The organism is Rouxiella chamberiensis (assembly GCF_026967475.1).
Taxonomy (GTDB): Bacteria; Pseudomonadota; Gammaproteobacteria; order Enterobacterales; family Enterobacteriaceae; genus Rouxiella; species Rouxiella chamberiensis.
On the sequence record NZ_CP114058.1, the window covers coordinates 200,690 to 214,962 of the forward strand.

General features: G+C 55.1%; 14 protein-coding genes and 1 pseudogene. 8 read left to right on the plus strand and 7 right to left on the minus strand.

Features of this window, described 5'->3' with window-relative positions; all coding sequences use genetic code 11:
• Positions 1-56 precede the first annotated feature (56 nt).
• From speG to purM, 3 genes are all read right to left on the minus strand, one after another.
• Positions 57-632: a spermidine N1-acetyltransferase gene (gene speG, locus O1V66_RS00915; protein WP_045049259.1), complete on the minus strand. Its 576-nt coding sequence runs from the start codon at positions 630-632 to the stop codon at positions 57-59.
• Positions 633-704: 72 nt separating this feature from the next.
• Positions 705-1,343: a phosphoribosylglycinamide formyltransferase gene (gene purN / locus O1V66_RS00920; protein WP_045049258.1), complete on the minus strand. Its 639-nt coding sequence runs from the start codon at positions 1,341-1,343 to the stop codon at positions 705-707.
• A gap of 143 nt (positions 1,344-1,486) precedes the next feature.
• Positions 1,487-2,524, minus strand: a complete 1,038-nt coding sequence (purM, locus tag O1V66_RS00925; RefSeq protein WP_045049257.1) for a phosphoribosylformylglycinamidine cyclo-ligase — start codon at positions 2,522-2,524, stop codon at positions 1,487-1,489.
• A gap of 265 nt (positions 2,525-2,789) precedes the next feature.
• Between purM and upp the strand changes: the two genes are divergently transcribed.
• The 3 genes from upp to hda all read left to right on the plus strand — a co-directional run bounded on the left by upp (position 2,790) and on the right by hda (position 5,741).
• The gene (upp, locus tag O1V66_RS00930; protein WP_045049256.1) at positions 2,790-3,416 is read left to right on the plus strand and encodes a uracil phosphoribosyltransferase; all 627 of its coding nucleotides are present in this window, start codon (positions 2,790-2,792) and stop codon (positions 3,414-3,416) included.
• A gap of 144 nt (positions 3,417-3,560) precedes the next feature.
• On the plus strand, positions 3,561-4,853 hold the full coding sequence (gene uraA / locus O1V66_RS00935) for a uracil permease (protein ID WP_045049255.1): 1,293 nt from the start codon (positions 3,561-3,563) through the stop codon (positions 4,851-4,853).
• Between the two features lie 180 nt (positions 4,854-5,033).
• The gene (gene hda / locus O1V66_RS00940; protein WP_045049412.1) at positions 5,034-5,741 is read left to right on the plus strand and encodes a DnaA inactivator Hda; all 708 of its coding nucleotides are present in this window, start codon (positions 5,034-5,036) and stop codon (positions 5,739-5,741) included.
• Positions 5,742-5,747: 6 nt separating this feature from the next.
• On the opposite strand, the gene arsC is transcribed toward hda, so the two are convergent.
• Positions 5,748-6,104, minus strand: coding sequence for an arsenate reductase (glutaredoxin) (gene arsC / locus O1V66_RS00945; protein ID WP_045049254.1), 357 nt, complete (start codon positions 6,102-6,104; stop codon positions 5,748-5,750).
• Positions 6,105-6,143: 39 nt separating this feature from the next.
• Positions 6,144-7,604: a beta-barrel assembly-enhancing protease gene (gene bepA / locus O1V66_RS00950; protein ID WP_330873486.1), complete on the minus strand. Its 1,461-nt coding sequence runs from the start codon at positions 7,602-7,604 to the stop codon at positions 6,144-6,146.
• A gap of 253 nt (positions 7,605-7,857) precedes the next feature.
• Here bepA and O1V66_RS00955 point away from each other — a divergent pair, with 253 nt between their 5' ends.
• Complete coding sequence (locus O1V66_RS00955; RefSeq protein WP_045049253.1) at positions 7,858-8,940, plus strand: AI-2E family transporter; 1,083 nt, start codon at positions 7,858-7,860, stop codon at positions 8,938-8,940.
• 53 nt (positions 8,941-8,993) lie between these two features.
• Here the strand turns inward: O1V66_RS00955 and bcp are convergent, their stop codons facing one another.
• Complete coding sequence (gene bcp / locus O1V66_RS00960; RefSeq protein ID WP_045049252.1) at positions 8,994-9,461, minus strand: thioredoxin-dependent thiol peroxidase; 468 nt, start codon at positions 9,459-9,461, stop codon at positions 8,994-8,996.
• 21 nt (positions 9,462-9,482) lie between these two features.
• Positions 9,483-10,070 carry a glycine cleavage system transcriptional repressor gene (locus O1V66_RS00965; RefSeq protein ID WP_187329829.1) on the minus strand — a complete coding sequence of 196 codons (588 nt, stop codon included), beginning with the start codon at positions 10,068-10,070 and terminating at the stop codon, positions 9,483-9,485.
• A 235-nt stretch (positions 10,071-10,305) separates the two neighbouring features.
• Here O1V66_RS00965 and dapA point away from each other — a divergent pair, with 235 nt between their 5' ends.
• The 4 genes and pseudogenes from dapA (at position 10,306) to ypfJ (ending at position 14,187) form a co-directional block, all read left to right on the plus strand.
• On the plus strand, positions 10,306-11,187 hold the full coding sequence (dapA, locus tag O1V66_RS00970; RefSeq protein ID WP_045049250.1) for a 4-hydroxy-tetrahydrodipicolinate synthase: 882 nt from the start codon (positions 10,306-10,308) through the stop codon (positions 11,185-11,187).
• A 61-nt stretch (positions 11,188-11,248) separates the two neighbouring features.
• A pseudogene (gene bamC / locus O1V66_RS00975) lies at positions 11,249-12,320 on the plus strand (outer membrane protein assembly factor BamC).
• Positions 12,321-12,437: 117 nt separating this feature from the next.
• Positions 12,438-13,151 carry a phosphoribosylaminoimidazolesuccinocarboxamide synthase gene (gene purC / locus O1V66_RS00980; RefSeq protein WP_045049248.1) on the plus strand — a complete coding sequence of 238 codons (714 nt, stop codon included), beginning with the start codon at positions 12,438-12,440 and terminating at the stop codon, positions 13,149-13,151.
• A gap of 151 nt (positions 13,152-13,302) precedes the next feature.
• Positions 13,303-14,187 (plus strand): KPN_02809 family neutral zinc metallopeptidase, encoded by an 885-nt coding sequence (gene ypfJ / locus O1V66_RS00985; RefSeq protein WP_045049247.1) that lies wholly within the window; start codon positions 13,303-13,305, stop codon positions 14,185-14,187.
• Positions 14,188-14,273: the final 86 nt, after the last annotated feature.

The window sequence follows — 14,273 nt, forward strand, 5'->3', positions numbered from 1 at the left end:
AACCATATTGATGGACTTTGTTGCCAAACCGCCGCCCGCAGACCGGCATTTTACGGCTACAGCACGCCCGCGCCGAGCGCGTCGAGGGCCGGGCTGCCGCCGTCCTTGTTTTTATAGCGCAGCAAAAAGGCCGGCTGGAAGATGCACATTCGAATGACGCTGCGGTATTCGCCATTGACGAAAAACTCGTCCCTCAGCTCGGCTTCCACTTCGAATCCGAGCTTGGTATAGATGTGGATGGCCTTGTCATTCTCCTTGTCGACAATCAGATACAGCTTGTAGAGATTGAGTACGGAGAAGGCGTAGTCCATCGCCAGCGCGGCGGCTTCGCTTGCGAATCCCTGTCCCTGATGATTCGGGTCGATGATTATCTGGAATTCGGCGCGGCGGTGAATGTGGTTTATCTCGACAAGCTCGACCAGCCCGACCCGATTCTGTTCGGACTCCGTAATAAAGCGGCGTTCGCTCTGGTCATGAATGTGTTTGGCGTAGAGATCTTCAAGCTCGACATAGGCTTCATAAGGTTCTTCGAACCAGTAGCGCATGACATTGGCGTTGTTGTTGAGGCGGTGTACGAACATCAGATCGTCTTTTTCCAGCGGACGTAGCCTGATGCGATTTGAACTGAACATGATTCTTCCTTAATGTTCTATAAAAAAACCGGCGCGAGGCCGGTTTCAGGGAGGGGAGGCAGAACGATAATCTTATTCTGCGGCGTGGCCCTGCGCGGGAACGACCTGCCCGTCGAGAACCACCTGTCCATTGTCGAGCGTCAGACGTCCGTCAACGAACCAGCCAACCACCAGCGGATAAATAGCGTGTTCCTGATGCTGCACGCGCGCATGTAAATCGTCTGTGCTGTCTTCATCAAAAACGGGCACTTTAGCCTGAAGAATCACCGGTCCGCCGTCAAGTTCCGGGGTCACAAAATGCACCGAGGTCCCGTGTTCGACATCTTTGTTGTCGAGGGCTTTCTGATGCGTGTGCAAACCGGGATATTTCGGCAGCAGAGAAGGGTGGATATTCAACATCCGGCCCGCGTAGCGCTCGACAAAGGCAGGGCCAAGAATACGCATGTAACCGGCGAGAACCACCAGATCGGGTTGATAGGCATCAATTTCATCGGCGAGGGCGACATCAAAGGCCTCGCGATCGGCAAAGGATTTCGGATCCAGCGCGTGCGCAGGGATCCCTGCCGACTGGGCGCGTTCGAGTCCGTAAGCCGAGGCTTTATTGCTGAAAACGGCACTGAGCGTGGCGTTGACACGTCCGTGCTGGCAGGCGTCAATGATTGCCTGAAGATTGCTTCCGTTGCCAGAAACTAAAACCACTATCCTTTTCATTTTACCTTCGCTCTTGACGCTGTAGCGGCGTTGGCTTCGCCTGCTCACCCGAATCACTGACCTGTGTCAGCGTATCGGGGCTCCCAGGCCTGCCGCTTTACTGCAACGCCACTACATGACGTAAGGCGTCGCAGTGAACAACATTACTTGATGATGACGCGTTCTTCGGCGTCGGAAGCCTTGATGCTGCCGATAACCCAGGCCTGCTCGCCGTTGTCGTTGAGCAGGGCAATCGCCTCATCCGCCAGGGAAGCAGGCAGGGCAATCAGCATGCCGACGCCGCAGTTGAACGTGCGGTACATCTCGTGGCTGCTCACGTTGCCGTTTTCCTGCAACCAGCCGAACACGTCAGGCCATGTCCAGCTTGATTCGTCGATGATGGCCTGAGTGTTGTCCGGCAGTACGCGCGGAATGTTTTCCCAGAAGCCGCCGCCGGTCAGGTGGCAAATCGCGTGAACGTCTACGTTTTCAATCAGCTTGAGGATGGATTTAACGTAGATTTTGGTAGGTTCGAGCAGGTGATCGGCCAGCGGTTTGCCTGCCAGATCGGTGGTCAGCGGATCGGCCTTGCTGACTTCAAGAATTTTGCGAACCAGAGAGTAGCCGTTGGAGTGCGGGCCACTCGATGCCAGCGCAACCAGAACGTCGCCGTCCTGCACTTTGCTGCCATCAATGATTTCGGATTTCTCGACCACGCCGACGCAGAAACCTGCCACGTCGTAGTCATCGCCGTGGTACATGCCCGGCATTTCTGCGGTTTCGCCACCAACCAGCGCACAGCCGGACTGCTTGCAGCCTTCGGCAATACCGGTGATAACGCTGGCTGCGGTATCCACATCCAGTTTGCCCGTCGCGTAGTAATCCAGGAAGAACAGTGGCTCTGCGCCCTGTACGACCAGATCATTGACGCACATCGCGACCAAATCGATACCGATGGTATCGTGGCGTTTTAAATCCATTGCCAGACGCAGCTTGGTGCCAACGCCGTCGGTTCCCGAAACCAGCACGGGTTCACGATATTTTTGCGGCAGCGCGCACAGGGCACCAAAACCACCCAGTCCGCCCATGACTTCAGGACGACGAGTCTGTTTTACTACACCTTTAATGCGGTCTACCAATGCGTTGCCTGCATCGATGTCCACACCTGCGTCTTTATAGCTGAGAGAGGTCTTGTCGGTCACTGCGGAATCCCCACGACGTATGCGTTTTGTGGTTGTTGTTGAAAACTGGAAGCTTGAAGCGCGCTAATTCTAACAGCGCAGGCAAACGTTTGCGAGAGGTCTCGTTATGTTTCTCTATCTATACTCAAATTACCCTGACGAAAGCAGCAAGGGCGGCCAGATGCAAATCCATTGATCCGTATCAGTCTATTGGCGCTGGCGTTGCTAATAAAAGGCGTTATAATCACGCGATTTTTTTGGTCAGTAGCCTTAGGAGAAAGAAAAAATGAAGATCGTTGAAGTGAAACACCCGCTGGTAAAACACAAGCTGGGACTGATGCGTGAAAATGACATCAGCACGAAACGCTTTCGCGAACTGGCTTCCGAGGTAGGCAGTTTACTGACTTACGAAGCAACCGCAGACCTGGAAACCGAAAAGGTGACCATCGAAGGCTGGAACGGTCCGGTTGAAGTCGATCAAATCAAAGGCAAGAAAATTACCGTAGTGCCTATCCTGCGCGCAGGTCTGGGCATGATGGAAGGCGTGCTGGAGCACGTCCCGAGCGCGCGTATCAGCGTGGTCGGCGTTTACCGCGACGAAGAAACCCTGCAACCCGTGCCTTACTTCCAGAAACTCGCATCCAATATAGAAGAGCGCATGGCGCTGGTGGTCGACCCGATGCTGGCAACCGGCGGTTCAATGATTGCCACTATCGACCTGCTCAAGAAAGCGGGTTGCCAGAGCATCAAGGTGCTGGTGCTGGTTGCCGCGCCGGAAGGGCTTGAAGCGCTGGAGAAAGCGCATCCGGATATCGAGCTGTACACCGCCTCTGTCGATCAGGGGCTGAACGACAAGGGATACATCATCCCGGGCCTGGGCGATGCAGGCGACAAGATATTTGGTACCAAGTAAGCAGCAGCCGACTGAAAAGTCGGCTTTTTTTACTCGTCATACGCGAGGCCGTGGCGTGGGTTATCCTCGCACGGCCACTCGAACGATGAAGAGCCGTTAATTGTTCATTAAAGATAAGCTTCATTATTTATTGAGGATCAGTCCATGACCCGTCGTGTTATCGGGGTGAGCGAGCGCCCACCGCTCCTGCAAACTATTCCCCTGAGTTTTCAGCATCTGTTTGCCATGTTCGGCGCGACGGTGCTGGTGCCCATCCTGTTTAAAATCAATCCGGCGACGGTGCTGCTGTTCAACGGCATCGGCACCTTACTGTATCTGTTTGTCTGCAAGGGCAAGATTCCGGCGTATCTCGGCTCGAGCTTTGCATTTATTTCACCGGTATTGCTGCTGTTGCCGATGGGCTATGAAGCGGCGCTGGGCGGGTTTATCGTCTGCGGCTTGCTGTTTTGTATCGTGGCGCTTATCGTCAAGAAGGCGGGAATAGGCTGGATAAACGTGATGTTCCCTCCGGCGGCGATGGGCGCGATTGTCGCGGTTATCGGGCTTGAACTGGCAGGCGTGGCGGCCAATATGGCAGGTCTGCTGCCGGCGGAAGGCGTGGCGGCAGACAGCACCGCCGTTACCATTTCCGTGGTGACGCTGGCCGTCACCGTACTCGGCTCCGTGCTGTTTCGCGGTTTTCTGGCCATCATCCCTATTCTGATTGGCGTGCTGGTGGGGTATGCGCTGTCTTACTTCATGGGCGTGGTCGATGTCTCGGCCATCGAGAAGGCGCACTGGTTTGCCTTGCCGACCTTCTACACGCCGCGCTTCGAATGGGTCGCCATTCTGACGATTCTGCCTGCTGCGCTGGTGGTCATTGCCGAGCACGTCGGGCATCTGGTGGTCACCGCCAACATCGTCAAGAAAGACCTGCTGCGTGATCCCGGCCTGCACCGTTCCATGCTGGCAAACGGTCTGTCGACCATGCTGTCCGGTTTCTTCGGCTCCACGCCGAATACCACCTACGGCGAAAACATCGGCGTCATGGCGATTACCAAGGTCTACAGCACCTGGGTTATCGGCGGCGCGGCGATTCTGGCGATCCTGCTGTCGTGCGTCGGTAAACTGGCGGCGGCCATTCAGGCGGTGCCGGTACCGGTCATGGGCGGTGTGTCGCTGCTGCTGTACGGCGTGATTGGCGCATCGGGTATTCGCGTGTTGATCGAATCGAAAGTCGATTACAACAAGCCGAAAAACCTGATTTTGACTTCGGTAATCCTGATTATCGGTGTTAGCGGCGCGAAAGTGCACATCGGCGCGGCCGAATTGAAGGGCATGGCGCTGGCGACCGTGGTCGGCGTGTTCCTGAGTCTGCTGTTCAAGCTTATCGACGTGTATCGTGGTGAAGAAGAGATTATCGATGTTCCCGACGAGCGCACGCCGCCGTCTGTGTGATCCCTTAGTTTTGTAAAAATACCGGGCAGAGTGCGCTTTGCCCGGTAGGTCGGCTGAATTGCAGGCGTTTAGCGCGTCGAAAGTTCAATTCTTCACGGATCCTATGATAGAATTCCACGATTGATTATTTGTCCTGATGTTTTTTAAAACAGGTCTGCCTGAAGACCCGTTTTGGTTGAGGTGCTTCTGAATACGCCGGCACAGCTTTCCCTGCCACTTTATCTTCCCGACGACGAAACCTTTGCCAGTTTTTATGCGGGAGAAAACACCTCGCTGCTCTCCGCTATCCAGACTGCGTTGCAGCAGGAACATGGCACCTACATCTATTTCTGGTCGCGTGAAGGCGGCGGTCGCAGCCATTTGCTGCATGCGGCCTGCGCCGAACTTTCGCTGCGCGGTGAAGCAGTAGGCTATGTCCCCCTCGACAAACGCGCCTATTTTGTGCCGGAAGTGCTCGATGGCATGGAGCAACTGGCGCTGGTCTGCATCGACAATATTCAGGGCATTGCCGGCGACGAAGCCTGGGAAGCCGCCATCTTCCACCTCTATAACCGTATCCTCGAAACCGGCCGCACGCGTCTGTTCATTACCGGCGATCGTCCGCCGCGCCAGTTGAATCTCGGCCTGCCGGACTTGGCCTCGCGCCTCGACTGGGGGCAAATCTACCGCCTGCAGCCACTTTCAGACGATGAAAAATTGCAGGCGTTGCAGGTGCGCGCCAAACTGCGCGGCTTCGAGCTGCCCGAGGACGTTGGACGTTTTTTGCTAAAACGTCTGGATCGCGAGATGCGCACCCTGTTCATGACCCTCGATCAGCTCGATCGCGCGTCGATTACCGCCCAGCGCAAATTGACCATTCCCTTTGTTAAAGAAACGCTCAATCTCTAGCGTGGCCTAAAGAATCTCCAGCACCTGTTCCGGCGGACGGCCGAGCCGCGCCTTGCCGTTGGCGACCACGATGGGGCGTTCGAGCAGACGCGGACTGTCTGCGATAGCCTGCAACAGCTGCTCTTCACTCAGGTGGGTATCGGCGAGATTTTTCTCTTTATAGACTTCCTCGCCGCTGCGCATCATTTCACGCGCCGAAGAAAACCCCAGTTTCTGCTGCAACGATTTCAGCGTGTCGAGCGACGGCGGTGTCTCGAGGTATAAAATCACATCGGGCTTGATGCCTTTTTCTTCAAGCAGTTCCAGCGTCTCGCGGCTTTTGCTGCAACGGGGATTGTGGTAAATCGCGACATCGTGTTCCATTGGCTTCTCCTTTCTTTATTTTATCGCTCTTCAGCGTTGTCAGCCTTTTACATACTGCTGGAAGCGTTTTTGCAGCTGACGCAACTGATCGATGCGTGCGTCGTAGCGCGCCTGATCCAGACTGCCCAGTTTCGACTGATCGCTGGCACTGCTCAACATGCTGATCGACTGATCGAGACGGCCTACCAGCGCCATGCTCTCGGCGCGGGCGGCCAGCTCCTGCGGTCGTAGTCCCTGTTGTGCGACGGACTGCGTCAGCAGATCCCAGCCGTTGGGATCGTCTGGATGAGCATAAGTGTAGCGGTAAAGCAGCCGACTGGCTTTTGCCAGCTCGTTGCCTTCGATGTAGGCGTTGGCCATATTGAGCTGCAACACCGCGTCCTTGCTGGTGGCGGCGTTGGCTTTTTCCAGTCGGGCGATGGCCTGCGGAGCACGTTTCTGATCGATGTCGATATCCGTGAGCAGGTCGAGATACCAGACATTGCCCGGCTCCCTGGCCAGCATCGGCTCAAGGATATTTCGCGCCTGAGTATAGCTTTTGGCACGGTAAAACTGGATAGCGCGTCCATACTGGGCGGCATTCTGCTCGCGGATATTGCCGTTGCCCAGTTGTTTCAGATAATCGTCGGTCAGGGGATGGTCTTCCGTGCCGTACATGCCGAGAATGCGCACCTTGGCAAACAGGAAATCCTGCGAAGACTGCACCACGATGTGCGGCATTTGATTGGCGCGGTTTCGTGCATCGGAAAGTCGGCTGTCTGGCAGCGGGTGAGTCAGCAGCATTTCCGGCGGCTTGCTGGAATAGCGCGACTGGTCGGCCAGCTTTTGCAGGAAGTTCGGCATGGATTCGGGGTCAAAACCGCTGCGTTGCAGCACCTGAAGCCCGATGCGGTCGGCTTCTTCTTCATTGCCGCGGCTAAAGCTGATGAGGCCCTGCTGGGTGCCGGCCAGCGTGCCGGTGAGTCCGGCCATGCCCGCTTCCGGACTCGCCATCGCCAGCAAAATGGAACCTAATACGCCGACCCAGGTCAGAGGAGAATTGCGTTTCTGGTCTTCCATCGCGCGGGCCAGGTGACGCTGGGTTACGTGGGAAATTTCGTGCGCCAGCACGGAGGCCAGCTGGCTTTCGTTATCGGCAAAACGGAATATCGCCGAGTGCAGCACCACGTTGCCACCAAAGAAGGCAAACGCGTTGAGCTGATCGTTGTTGACGATGAAAAAATGGAACGGGAAACGCACGGAGTAGGCGTGGGCGACCAGCCGATTGCCGAGCTGGTTGATGTATTCGTTGAGCAGAGGATCGCTGATAAGCGGGGCGCTGCCGCGCAACTGACGCACATAGAAATCGCCCATTTGCGGTTCCTGATCGATAGTCAGGGTGCCGCCCGCCGTGGTGCCCATATCGGGAAGCTGATCGGCGGGGTCGGCGTGGGCCGCGAGCGGAAAACCGGTCGCGAGCGTGGAGACCAGCAAACCGCACGCCGTCAGGCGCGTTGCCATCTTGCTCAACTTCAGTTTTAAGCGCATTGCCATAAATACCTTTGTTAAACATGGGTGAAAGTGTTGGCAAAAAACCTGTCGTCGGTCATCCGTGATAAGGTTTCGACCACAGGCAGATTCGAAAAGGCCGTATCACGTCTTGTACTGAAGAACGTAAGTTTATTCAAGCGTGACAATGCTGGCACCCCTCAGCCTGATATATCTGCGACAACTGCGTCAGCGATAGGGTAATGGATTTTAGGAGTTAATACTGATGCTCGACATGTTATTGCAATGGTACCGTCGCCGATTTACCGACCCCGAAGCCATCGCGCTGCTGGCGATTCTGGTGGCCGGTTTTTGTATCCTCTATTTCTTCAACGGCATACTGGCCCCGCTGCTGGTCGCTATCGTGCTGGCTTATCTGCTGGAATGGCCGACCGTGCGGTTGCAGCATCTGGGCTGCTCGCGCACGCTCGCCGTGTGTATTGTGCTGACGATTTTTACCGGCATCGTGATGCTGCTGGTGTTCGTGGTTGCCCCGCTAACCTGGCAGCAGGGCGTGAATCTGCTGGCTGACCTGCCGAGCATGCTCAACCGGGTTTATGCACTGGCCGCGACGTTGCCGAAACGCTATCCGGCGCTGGTCGATGCGGGCATTCTCGACATGATGACCGACAACCTGCGCGCCAAGATTTCAGGCGTTGGCGAGTCGGTGGTGAAATACTCCCTCGCGTCACTGGTGGGCCTGTTAACGCTGGCGATTTACCTGATTATTGTCCCGCTGATGGTGTTCTTTCTGCTCAAGGATAAAAACCAGATGCTGAGCGCCGTCCGTCGCGTGCTGCCGAGAGAGCGCGGTCTGGCAGGGCTGGTCTGGACCGAAATGAATCAGCAGATAACCAACTATATTCGCGGCAAGGTACTTGAGATGATAGTCGTCGGCATCGCGACTTATCTGGTGTTTCTGTTTATGGGGATGCGCTATTCGCTGCTGCTGGCCGTGCTGGTCGGCGTTTCCGTGCTTATTCCGTATATCGGCGCGATGCTGGTTACCCTTCCGGTCGTGATGGTCGCGCTGTTCCAGTGGGGAGTCGGACCCGATTTCTGGACGCTTATCATTGCCTATCTGGTGGTGCAGGGGCTTGACGGCAATTTGCTGGTGCCGCTGCTGTTTTCGGAGGCGGTCAATCTGCACCCGCTGGTTATCATTCTTGCCGTGGTGATTTTTGGCGGTCTGTGGGGATTCTGGGGAGTATTTTTTGCCATTCCGCTGGCAACGCTTGTGAAGGCGGTGTACCACGCCTGGCCTGACGAGCTACAGAACGAGACGGTGAATATCGAGAATAAGGAGTAAGGTTTTCCCCTCGCTCACGCGCGCGGCGGGCGAGGGGAAAATGCGCCGGAGGATTATTGTCCGGTCACATAGGCCAGCACGATGTCGTGGTGGTTGCTGGTTTTAAAGTCATCGAAGACTTTTTCAACTTTGCCATCGCCGTCGAGCAGGAAGCTGATGCGGTGAATGCCGTCATAGGTTTTCCCCATAAAGGATTTCTCACCCCAGATGCCGAAGGCTTCACATACCTTGTGGTCCTCATCGGACAGCAGGGTGAAATTCAACAGCTCTTTCTCGGCAAATTTCGACAGTTTTTCGGGTTTATCGGTGCTGATTCCCAGCACTTCAACCCCGGCTTCCTTCAACTGATCCATGTTGTCACGCAGGCCGCAGGCTTGAACGGTACAGCCTGGCGTCATGGCCTTCGGGTAAAAATAGACCAGGACTCTCTGTCCCTGGAAGTCGGCCAGATTAATCTGTTCACCGTCTTGATCCGGCAAACTAAATTGCGGCGCAGTATCTCCGGCTTTCAGTGGGCTCATTGTTATTCTCCAGAATTTTTATTACTGAGGTTTATCTTCAGGCTGAGTAGAACTGACGACGTTAATACTGCCCTGTGCGTTCAATTCTGTACATAGCTTATGAAACGCTTGCTCGATAATTGCCGCATCATTATTAGCCGGGCTGTGCGCGGTAATCTGGATGGAAAGTTGCGCATCGCGCGTCGCGTCGCGGGGCGTGGTTTTCGAGGCCAGTTCGGCAATGTTCATCTGGTGGCTATCGAACAGATCGGTGAAGCGTTCAATCAGGTGCGGCGAGTCTTTCACCTCGACCTTGACCCACACGGTCGCGGGCATCGCCGGGCGTTCGTGTGCGGTCGTGCGTTTCATCACGATCAGCAGTTCAAGCTCGGCGCCCTTGAGCGGCAGGGTAGACTCGATAAGCGCAATGTTATTCCAGCTTCCCGAGAGGAACATGATAAAGGTAAATTCCTCGCCCAGCATGGCAAGACGGCTGTCTTCGATATTACAACCGCAGCTGCTCACCTGACGGGTAATGGTATTGACGATACCCGGCCTGTCGGCACCCAGCGCGGTAATCACCAGATAATGTTGTTGTTGTGGTTGTGACAAAATAGCCCTTCCTGTCATGCCCTGTTGTGAGACTTACTATCGCAGACATGAAAACTATCGCAAACAGAAAAACCATTTCAACTGCAAAAACCCCGCATAGGGTAAAAACCCGCATGAAATTGAAAATGGCAGGGCGGTAAATTGGCGGTATACAGAAAAAAACGGGTTGGCGGGCGCTTACGTCACGTTGTTTGCTTGCTTTGCCCAGGTGTCAAAAGTACCATGAGTCACCTGTTTGTGGAGGGGAAGATCAATGTTTACGGGAAGTATTGTTGCTCTGGTTACGCCGATGGACGACAAGGGTGCCGTCGATCGCGCGAGTCTGAAAAAACTGATTGATTATCATGTGTCCAGTGGTACTGCGGCGATCGTTTCCGTGGGCACGACCGGCGAGTCTGCAACCTTGAGCCATGACGAGCACGCTGACGTGGTCATGCAGACCCTTGATCTGGCCGATGGCCGCATCCCTATCATTGCAGGGACAGGCGCAAACGCTACCGCAGAAGCGATAGCGCTGACGCAACGTTTTGAAAATTCTGGTGTTGTAGGCTGCCTTACGGTCACGCCTTATTACAACCGTCCTACTCAGGAAGGGGTTTACCAGCACTTCAAAGCCATCGCCGAAAGCACTGCACTGCCGCAAATTCTTTACAACGTACCGTCTCGTACCGGCTGCGATATGCTGCCTGCGACCATCGCGCGTTTGGCAAAATTAAAAAATATTGTTGCCTGCAAAGAGGCAACAGGGAACTTAAGTCGCGTTAGCCAGATCCAAGTGCTGGTTGAAGATGAAGATTTCATTCTGTTGAGCGGTGACGACTTTACAGGACTGGACTTCATGCAACTGGGTGGCAAGGGGGTTATCTCCGTGACCGCCAATATCGCGGCGGCCGAAATGGTCGAACTTTGCCGTCTGGCAGCGGAAGGCAACTTTGCCGAAGCGCGCCGTTTAAATCAGCGCTTGATGCCGTTGCATCAGCATTTGTTTGTAGAAGCAAACCCAATCCCTGTGAAATGGGCCTGCAAGGCGCTGGGATTGATAGCAACCGATACAGTGCGTCTGCCAATGACGCCGCTGACCGATGCTGCTCGTCCGATAGTGGAAGATGCACTAAACAAGGCCGGTTTGCTATAACCCTCTGTTGCCGGCACGTGTGTGCCTACAACGCAGGGGATATTACTTTTAGGGATAATTGATGAGCTATTCATTAACAAAACCACGTTTTCAAAAATCGACGGTAGCAAAAGTTGTGGGACTTTCCCTGATTATGCTGCTTGCAGCCTGCTCCAACGATTCACGCTACAAGCGCCAGGTCAGCGGCGATGAAGCCTATCTTGAAGCTGCGCCGCTGAAAGAGCTCAAAACCCCGGAAGGCATGATTCTGCCTCTGCAAAACGGAACCTACGATGTTCCTCCTTCCAGTGCCAAAGGCGCGGTAGGCAAGGCATTGGATATTCGTCCTCCTATGCAGCCTCTGGCGCTGGTTAACGGTTCCCGTGCACAGTACAGCGCAGACACCGGCACCGTGATGCTTGAAAACAGCGCGCAGAACAGCAATCTGTGGTCGCACGTGGTCACCATCGTTCAGCAGAAGCGGCTACAAGATTGCCAGCCGCGATGACGCGAACCAGACGCTGACCACCGACATGGTGCAGTGGAACCGTGCCGATGAAGACTTCCAGTACGAAGGCCGTTACCAGATTAGCGTGAAATCGCAGGGTTATCAGACTGCGCTGACGGTGAAAACCCTTGAGCTGAAGCAGCAGGGCAAAACCGTCACGACCGCCGCCGAGCAGCAGCGTTACACCAGCCAGATGATGAACTCCATCACCGGCGGTCTGGGTAAACTGCAGCAGGACGAGCAAAACCGTCTCGACAACCGCAAGCTGGGTGAAATCGACGTGCAGAGCGGCGCCGACGATACCGGTCTTCCGGTGCTTATCGTACGTGCGCCTTACGGTTCCGTATGGGAGCGTCTGCCGGCTGCCCTGGCGAAAGCTGGCATGAAAGTGACCGACAGCAGCCGTCCACAGGGTAACCTGACTGCCAAGTACTCTCCACTCGGCAGCGATGCCTGGGACACGCTCGGAGCGAAAGATCCTGAGCTGGTGTCGGGCAACTACAAGATTCAGGTCGGCGACCTGAACAACCGCAGTAGTTTGCAATTCCTTGATCCGAAAGGACATGCACTGACCCAGTCGCAGAACGACGCGATGGTGGCGGTGATGCAGGCGGCCTTCAACAGAAGCAGCGCGGCAAGCGAGTAATACACGAAGGGGCTTCGGCCCCTTTTTGCTTTCGTCCGTTTCCGGCGGACGCGAATTTCCGGCAAGCAAGAAGTTCCATGTTTTACCCAACACGTCATATCACTGGAGTAAGTTAAGATGCAAAAGTTAGCTGAGTTGTATCGCGGAAAGGCGAAAACCGTCTATACCACCGAAAACCCAGACCTGCTGGTTTTGGAGTTCCGTAATGATACGTCAGCACTGGATGGCGAACGTATTGAGCAGTTCGACCGTAAAGGCATGATCAACAATAAATTCAACCACTTCATCATGGAGAAGTTGGAAGAAGCCGGCATTCCTACCCAAATGGAACGTCTGCTGTCCGACAACGAAGTGCTGGTGAAAAACCTTGAAATGGTGCCGGTTGAGTGCGTTATCCGCAACCGTGCTGCCGGTTCCCTGGTTAAGCGTTTAGGCGTTGAAGAAGGTTTGGTACTGAATCCACCGCTGTTTGACTTGTTCCTGAAAGACGATGCCAAGCATGACCCGATGGTCAACGAATCCTACTGCAAGACCTTCGGCTGGGTTAACGAAGAGAATCTGGCGCGTATGAAAGAGCTGAGCTACAAGGCGAACGACGTGCTGAGCAAAATCTTCGGCGATGCCGGTCTGATTCTGGTCGACTTCAAGCTGGAATTTGGTCTGTACAAGGGCGAAGTGGTGCTGGGCGACGAGTTCTCGCCAGACGGCAGCCGCCTGTGGGACACCCAGTCTCTCGAGAAGATGGACAAAGACCGTTTCCGTCAAAGCCTCGGCGGCCTGATTGAAGCCTATGAAGAAGTCGCGAAGCGTATTGGCGTTAAATTAGACTAATCTTTTTTAGCTTTAACGCGCAAACGATTACGCCTCCCGGATTGTCAACGGCTCACCTGACGTCCGCGGAGGCTTTCGTCCTAATCTCTTCTTTGCCAGTGGTATTCCTGCGTCTTGTTAACTAGAGTTACAAAAACAGCGGAGGTGATATATGCGGTGGCAAGGGCGTCGTGAAAGCGACAATGTAGAGGATCGTCGTTCCCAGAGCAGTGGTTCCGGCGGCAACGGCATGGGCGGAATGCGTATTCCTCTTCGTGGCAAAAGCGGTATCGTTATCGTTATCATCGTCTTGATTGCCGGTTATTACGGTGTCGACCTGACGGGTCTTATCGATGGCGGACAATCGCAAAACCCCTCTCAATATCAACAACGGCAAGCGCCTACCTCGATAAGCCCCACGGACGATCGTGATGCCAAATTTACCTCGGTGGTGCTGGCGTCGACCGAAGACGTCTGGAAGCAGATTTTTCAGCAGAACGGCCAAACCTATCGTGAACCCAAACTGGTGATGTATCGCGGTGCAACCCGCACAGGCTGCGGCACCGGCCAATCCGTCATGGGACCTTTCTACTGTCCGGCCGACAGCTCGGTTTATATCGATTTATCATTTTATCAGGAACTGAAAGACAAACTCGGCGCGGGCGGCGATTTTGCGCAGGGCTATGTCGTCGCGCATGAGGTGGGGCACCACGTACAAAATCTCCTCGGTATCGAGCGCAAGATGCGCGAAATGCAGCAGGGCGCGTCGAAGGCCGAGGCCAACCGGCTGTCGGTCAAGCTCGAACTTCAGGCCGACTGTTTCGCCGGTATCTGGGGACACGCGATGCAGCAGGAGCAGGTGCTGGAAACCGGCGACCTGAAAGAGGCGCTGGACGCGGCGCGCGCCATCGGTGATGACCGCCTGCAACAGCAGAGTCAGGGACGCGTCGTGCCCGACAGCTTTACCCACGGTACCTCGCAGCAGCGTTACGACTGGTTCAAGCGCGGCTATGACAGTGGGAACATGCAGCAGTGTGATACCTTCGCTGCCCGCTGATGGGTATCCCATTATCTTTTCAGTCACAGCATTGCTGGCAGCGTTTATCCATCCCCGTTGCTTACCGGTGTATGCGCCGGGGGATG